The organism is Bacillus sp. JJ1503 (assembly GCF_036965125.1).
GTDB lineage: Bacteria > Bacillota > Bacilli > Bacillales > Cytobacillaceae > Cytobacillus.
Window position 1 is genome coordinate 1 of record NZ_JBALOZ010000260.1, and the last position, 6,004, is coordinate 6,004.

Genomic DNA, 6,004 nt, shown 5'->3' on the forward strand with positions numbered 1-6,004 from the left:
TGATTGGAGTATGTGAAGCGATCGTTTATGCAGAAAAGGCTGGTCTTGAACCAGAGACTGTATTGAAAAGCATATCGACAGGTGCTGCAGGCAGCTGGTCCCTTTCAAACTTAGCACCAAGAATGATAAACGGAAATTTTGATCCTGGATTTTATATTAAGCATTTCATTAAGGATATAAACATTGCTTTACAAGAAGCTGAGGGAATGGGGATGGATACACCTGGCTTAGCATTGGCAAAGGAAATGTATGCAAAGCTTGCTGAAGCCGGGGAGGAAAACAGCGGTACTCAAGCACTTTATAAGTATTGGGATCGTTAATGAATAATGAAATCCTCTTTATATAATAATAAATTTGATTGTTATTAAAAGGGGGTTCTTCTATGGCAAAAAAAACGAAAAAAAATGATCCTCAGCAAAAAAATAAAAAAGGCTTCGATTCAGCTGTATTAGACACGGAATTTGCACATGAAATGGGAAGTACCGACACAAATAAAATTCATAAGGATAAAGCAAAAAAGGAAAAAGCAGCGAAAAATAATGGGAAATATAAGGGATAATAACAAAGGTGAGCTTAAAATGGCTCACCTTTTCCTCTTTATTAATATCCGTAATCCCAGTCAACTTCATTTTCATGCCAAAAAACTGGAGAAACTGGACCAAAGTCAAATTCAATATTTTCTAGAGTGCATTTGCAATGGTCACACCCACTTTGTGCCTCCATTTCTTCAAAAGTAGAATGGTCTACGTTTTCAATAACAGTAACTTTTTGATTTTCTTGAAATAGGATGGCTGTGCCTTTCATCATGATATAGCACCTCTTTAAATTTTATTAGTTGTTATCTTTTATAACTCAATTTTATAATTCATAGGGATCGGTGTCTATGGATATGTGAAGTTGTTCACAAAAAAGTCGAATTATTCAAGGATAAAATTATTCTGCCTAAAAAGCCAATAAAATGGTATTTTAGTAATGTTAATTATTAGAAATTATTGAGTATAATATAAAATGCTATTAGTATAATAGAAGGTCATTATTTTACTATAAAGTGTTTTGGAGGTAATACTGTGGAAACGATTTTGGATAAACAACCGTATGAAGAAAGGAAGGAATACGGAGGATTTTGGATTCGATTTGCAGCTTATATAATTGATTCCATCATTATTGGTGTGCCATTATTTATCGTTACGATGATTATTTTTATGATCTTTTTTGGGGGCACTGGTGCACTTGATTTACTTTTTGGCGATCCGTATGCAACCGAAATAACTGATGAGGAAGCACTCTTACTCTTTGGTTCTTATTTAGGAGCACTTGGGCTATCATTATTAATTAATATTATAGGGGCCGTTGCTTATTTCGCTGGTTTGCACGCTTCAAAATGGCAAGCAACTGTAGGAAAAAAATTGCTAGGATTAAAGGTTACGGATTTAAAAGGAAACAAAATTTCCTTCTGGCGAGCTTTAGGCAGATATTTAGCAATGTCTTTTTTATCAGGAATCCTATTAATTGGTTACATTATTGCTGCCTTTACGGAGAAAAAGCAATCCCTTCACGATTTAATTGCAGGTACGACTGTCATAAAAAAATAGTAAAAAAGCTGCGTTGGAAAAAAACAATGCAGCTTTTTTTAAAGAGGAAATTCTGTAAATGTTGACGAATTAATAAAAATATTAAGGGGTTTTAGGATGAAAATGAATGATATTCAAAATCATTACGAAGCGTTTTCCGAGTGGTTACGTACTTTAAAAGAATTAAAGGATGATTTGTGGATGGTTCCTATATCAGAAGGAAAATGGCCGGTACGGGCGGTAATAGCACATTTACTATATTGGGACCGTTATTCAATAAATGAACGTTTTCCTTTTTTTAAAGAGGGAGCAAAGCTTGATAAATTCCCTGATTTTCAAAAAGTTAATGACCAGGCGGCAGAATACTCGAAGAATGTTTCAAAAGAGAAATTGTTAGATGAGCTATTATCCATTAGACAACAATTTGTTTCTATGATTAATCAAATGAATGAAGATGAGTTAGAAGTTGCCTTTCATATAGGTGATCATAAATTAACTATTAAAGACTATTTTAAAGATTTTATTGAACATGATCTGCATCATAAGGAACAGGTGAATCGGGTTATTGGACAAATATCTTCAAACTAATGTTCGGAATGTAGAAAAAGCAGGCGGATAGCCTGCTTTTTCTATTTCAATAGTGACCAAAGCTATGAGAAAATTATTCACGAAATCTTTTAAATTATTTCAAGAAAAATTTCCTATTCGTGATATAGTAATAGGTATAATTGTTCATTTCATTTACAGGAAGGGCGAAGTTTGCGTGGAACATAAAAAAGGAATATTGTTGGAAAGCGGAACAAATGAATTGGAAATTGTTGAGTTTGGTATAGGGAAAAATAAATTTGGAATAAATGTGATAAAGGTAAAAGAAATCATTAACCCTGTTCCTGTTATACAAGTACCTCATGCTCATAAAAATGTTGAGGGCATTATTGAATTGCGAGGAGAAGTGCTTCCTGTTGTCAATGTAGCTACCGCATTAGGTTTCCCCCCATCTGAGAATCCTCAGCAGGATAAATTTATTGTCGCAGAATTTAATAAGCAAAAAATCGTTTTCCATGTACATAGTGTGACACAAATTCATCGGATTTCTTGGGATCAAATAGAAAAGCCGTCTGAAATGTATCAAGGTCCTGACAGCCAGATTATTGGAGTCATCAAGCTTAATGGAGAAATGATCTTATTATTAGATTTTGAAAAAATTGTTGTGGAAATTAATCCTGAAACGGGGATCAACGTTCAGCAAGTTCAAAAGCTTGGGAAACGGGAACGATCTAATAAACGACTAGTGGTGGCAGAGGATTCTCCATTATTACGTAAGCTTCTACATGATACGTTAAAGGAAGCTGGGTTCCAATATATAGAGTTTTTTGAAAATGGCCGTGATGCACTAAATTATTTAGAAAACATCATTCAAAGCGGAAAGAATATTGTTGATGAAGTTCAGCTTGTAATTACAGATATTGAAATGCCTCAGATGGATGGGCATCATTTAACGAAACGTATTAAAAGTAATCATGAATTAACAAAAATACCTGTCGTTATTTTTTCTTCCTTAATTACAGATGATCTTCGCCATAAAGGGCAAATGGTTGGAGCAGATGCACAAGTAAGTAAGCCTGAGATAGCTGAGCTTGTCCTGCTTATTGATAAGATAGCACTTTAGGATGACAAAAAGAAATAGGAAAAAGCTAGGATCCCTTAATAAATGGGACCTAGCTTTTTATTTTAAAAATAACTTTCTCCCAGCTTTTTAAATACTGGTTTATTATATGACCGTTTTTTATGTGATGGGGTGTCATTAACTTCCTTAAGTCCTGTATAAGATATTAGAAGTTTTTTGGCTTGGTTTAAGGAGAGAGTGGATCTTGGATTTCGTATATGATCATTTAATTTTCCTAAATGTGGCAGTTCAGCAAAGTCGGCTTTCGATGGCGGCAAATGAAATGAATAATCACCACATTCAACAAGTACATCTGATTGCTGCTGACTATATTTAGGATTACCTGAGAAATGAAGCCCCACCTTATTAGCTTTCCCTTCTCTAATAAGCTTGTGTAATGCATTCTGTTTCAGCTTATATAGGAATTTTGGGTTCGTTGCTGTTTTTGCATGGCGATTAACGGTGAAGATTGCTTGTGAGAGGTTTTCAACCGTTGGATGTAAATGATGAGGATTGTCTTTCTTTTCCGAGTTCAATAGTATGACTCCTTTCAAATATTTAGGGGTATATTGCTATTATACCCCTTTTTTCAAAAAAATGAAAATAAAATAGATAATATATTCCAGATTAACGGAAATTCCTCTTAGTAGTAGAGTCTATTACAAAATTTATTAAGTTGTTTTCTGTAAAACTTCCGTTTCATGAGTAACTATTGGTGTCTTCAATTTTTGTACAATGAATAATAATACGAAGCTGCCTAATAAGCATGTTGCAAGGCCAGCACCAATTAAGACAGCAGGTACACCAACTGCTTTTGCTATAAGAGCTCCTGCCGCAGGAGCAATTAACATTGAAAAGGTCTGTAAAGACATGGCCGCAGATGATACTCTGCCCATCAAATGTTTTGGTGTTTCAGACTGCAAGACAAAGCCATATGGAACAGCCTCTCCTGAGCCTAGTAATCCTAGAAAAAATGCGCCAATTATCCAGAGATAGGGTGGAAGCTGTATGAGACCCATACCTCCTAGGCCAACTAGGATTATCAGGCTCCCGCTTAATAGAGAAGCTCCTGACATGAAATGAATGGGTTTAATTCTCCACATCGTCCATTGCCCTAAAATAAGAGAACCAATAACACTGCCTAACCCTACTCCGCTTATGAGCAAACCAAAATTCCCTTGAGAAAACCCGAGAAGTTGAGCAATAAAGACAAAGAGACCATCGTATAAGAAAATAATAAAAAAAGCGACTGAAGATAAGAGGATTGAAATTTTTAATAGGGGAGTTCTCGCAATATGTTTAATTCCTTCTGTTAATTCTCTCCAATAACTACTTTGTTTTTCAATTGTATTTTTTTCAGAACTATGTTTAACAAATGAGTCTTCATCCAGTTTTGGCATACTGATTAAAAAAATGATCGCAATGATAAAACCACAAGCTTCAAATAAGAATGGGCTCTTTACTCCGAATAGGGCAATGATGCCTCCTCCGAGTGCAGGGCCAATAATTTTCATCGTATTGACAGAAAGCTGGCTAAGTGTAACAGCTTCAGGCAGCTGATCTTCGGGTACTGTCATTCTTATCGTACTTTGTCTGGCTGGGTCGTATAGTGCAGCAACGGTTCCTTTCAAGAAAACAAAAACAAGCAGGTAGTAAAGATTTGGTGAAAAAAACAACCCTAATACGAAGACAATTCTTAAAATTAAGCATACTATCATCATCTTTTTCTTCGGTAAGCGATCAACAAATACACTTGCAAATGGGCCAATAATAACCCATGGAAGACCTAACGTAATAATGACAGAAGCAATTGCCGATTCATCAAGTCCCCAATGATAGGCTACTATTACTTGTAATGCAACGAAATCAAGCCAATTTCCTAAATCTGAAAATACCTGTGCTCCAAACAGGGAGCGAAAGGGAGGGATTTTAAGAGTCTTAAACATGCCTGTTTTCATTTTTAGCTCTCCTTTTTTCTAAAATGGCTTCTCTTCGCCTTGCTAAAAGCTTATCCATGTTGTTATTCGGGTCCTGGCCTTTTGGAAGATTATCTTCTTCCAATGCGAGAACGGTTTCCTCAATCCATAATAATTCTGCTTCTAGGCGAATTTTTGCGTACCTGATGGAAAGCATTCCTAATTTGCTAATAAAGGAATAGCCATTTGTCGGCCATTCTTTGACAAAGTTCAAAATATCCTCTGTTTCCTCCTTCCTTTTCAGCAAATGCTTAATGAGTATAGAGGTATCCATATCTTCATGCCAAGTTGACATTTTCATAAAAAGTTCATCTTTAATAACAGGGTAAGCTGGCGGCATGCGGAGCCAATTTTCAAATTCTTCCCACCCCTTTGGTGTTAGTTCGTACAGTTTCTTTTTTCGGCCTTCTTCCTCCTTTTCAATGGGAAAAATATAGCCTTCTTGTTCGAGTTTTTTTAACTTTGGGTAGATACTTCCATAACTCATCCCCCAATATAATCCTGCCGCCTTATGCTCAAATTCAGATTTAATATCGTAGCCGGAACTAGGCCAAAAGCTTAATACTGCAAGTATTGTATGCTCGACTGACAATGAAAAAAGCTCCCTTCCATATATCTTATTGATATATCAAGATGATATATCATAATGATACATTAAGACAGCCAAATAATGCAAATATTATTTATTTTTCAGCATTTAAACAGTTAACTGCAAAATGTATGACAAACAAGCAGGTCTTTTTTGTCATTTTGTATTATAATGAAAAAATAATATGGAGAATTTGTAAACA

At 35.2% G+C, this 6,004-nt stretch carries 9 protein-coding genes; 5 read left to right on the forward strand and 4 right to left on the reverse strand.

Features of this window, described 5'->3' with window-relative positions; translation table 11 throughout:
- Together V7149_RS19210 and V7149_RS19215 are read left to right on the forward strand one after the other, a co-directional pair.
- On the forward strand, positions 1-320 hold a 320-nt coding region (locus V7149_RS19210), incomplete at its 5' end, for an NAD(P)-dependent oxidoreductase (protein WP_335347205.1).
- Between the two features lie 62 nt (positions 321-382).
- Positions 383-559: a hypothetical protein gene (locus V7149_RS19215; RefSeq protein ID WP_335347206.1), complete on the forward strand. Its 177-nt coding sequence runs from the start codon at positions 383-385 to the stop codon at positions 557-559.
- 41 nt (positions 560-600) lie between these two features.
- Here V7149_RS19215 and V7149_RS19220 read toward each other — a convergent pair whose 3' ends face one another.
- Positions 601-807 (reverse strand): hypothetical protein, encoded by a 207-nt coding sequence (locus V7149_RS19220; protein WP_335347207.1) that lies wholly within the window; start codon positions 805-807, stop codon positions 601-603.
- Between the two features lie 260 nt (positions 808-1,067).
- Here V7149_RS19220 and V7149_RS19225 point away from each other — a divergent pair, with 260 nt between their 5' ends.
- The 3 genes from V7149_RS19225 (at position 1,068) to V7149_RS19235 (ending at position 3,240) form a co-directional block, all read left to right on the forward strand.
- Positions 1,068-1,592: an RDD family protein gene (locus V7149_RS19225; RefSeq protein WP_335347208.1), complete on the forward strand. Its 525-nt coding sequence runs from the start codon at positions 1,068-1,070 to the stop codon at positions 1,590-1,592.
- A gap of 96 nt (positions 1,593-1,688) precedes the next feature.
- Positions 1,689-2,159, forward strand: coding sequence for a DinB family protein (locus tag V7149_RS19230; RefSeq protein WP_335347209.1), 471 nt, complete (start codon positions 1,689-1,691; stop codon positions 2,157-2,159).
- A gap of 175 nt (positions 2,160-2,334) precedes the next feature.
- Complete coding sequence (locus V7149_RS19235; RefSeq protein WP_335347210.1) at positions 2,335-3,240, forward strand: chemotaxis protein; 906 nt, start codon at positions 2,335-2,337, stop codon at positions 3,238-3,240.
- A gap of 62 nt (positions 3,241-3,302) precedes the next feature.
- On the opposite strand, the gene V7149_RS19240 is transcribed toward V7149_RS19235, so the two are convergent.
- From V7149_RS19240 to V7149_RS19250, 3 genes are all read right to left on the reverse strand, one after another.
- Complete coding sequence (locus V7149_RS19240) at positions 3,303-3,773, reverse strand: YkyB family protein (protein ID WP_335347211.1); 471 nt, start codon at positions 3,771-3,773, stop codon at positions 3,303-3,305.
- Positions 3,774-3,908: 135 nt separating this feature from the next.
- Complete coding sequence (locus V7149_RS19245) at positions 3,909-5,195, reverse strand: MFS transporter (RefSeq protein ID WP_335347212.1); 1,287 nt, start codon at positions 5,193-5,195, stop codon at positions 3,909-3,911.
- On the reverse strand, positions 5,176-5,805 hold the full coding sequence (locus V7149_RS19250; protein WP_335347213.1) for a PadR family transcriptional regulator: 630 nt from the start codon (positions 5,803-5,805) through the stop codon (positions 5,176-5,178). Before V7149_RS19250 ends, V7149_RS19245 begins: the two co-directional genes overlap by 20 nt.
- Positions 5,806-6,004: the final 199 nt, after the last annotated feature.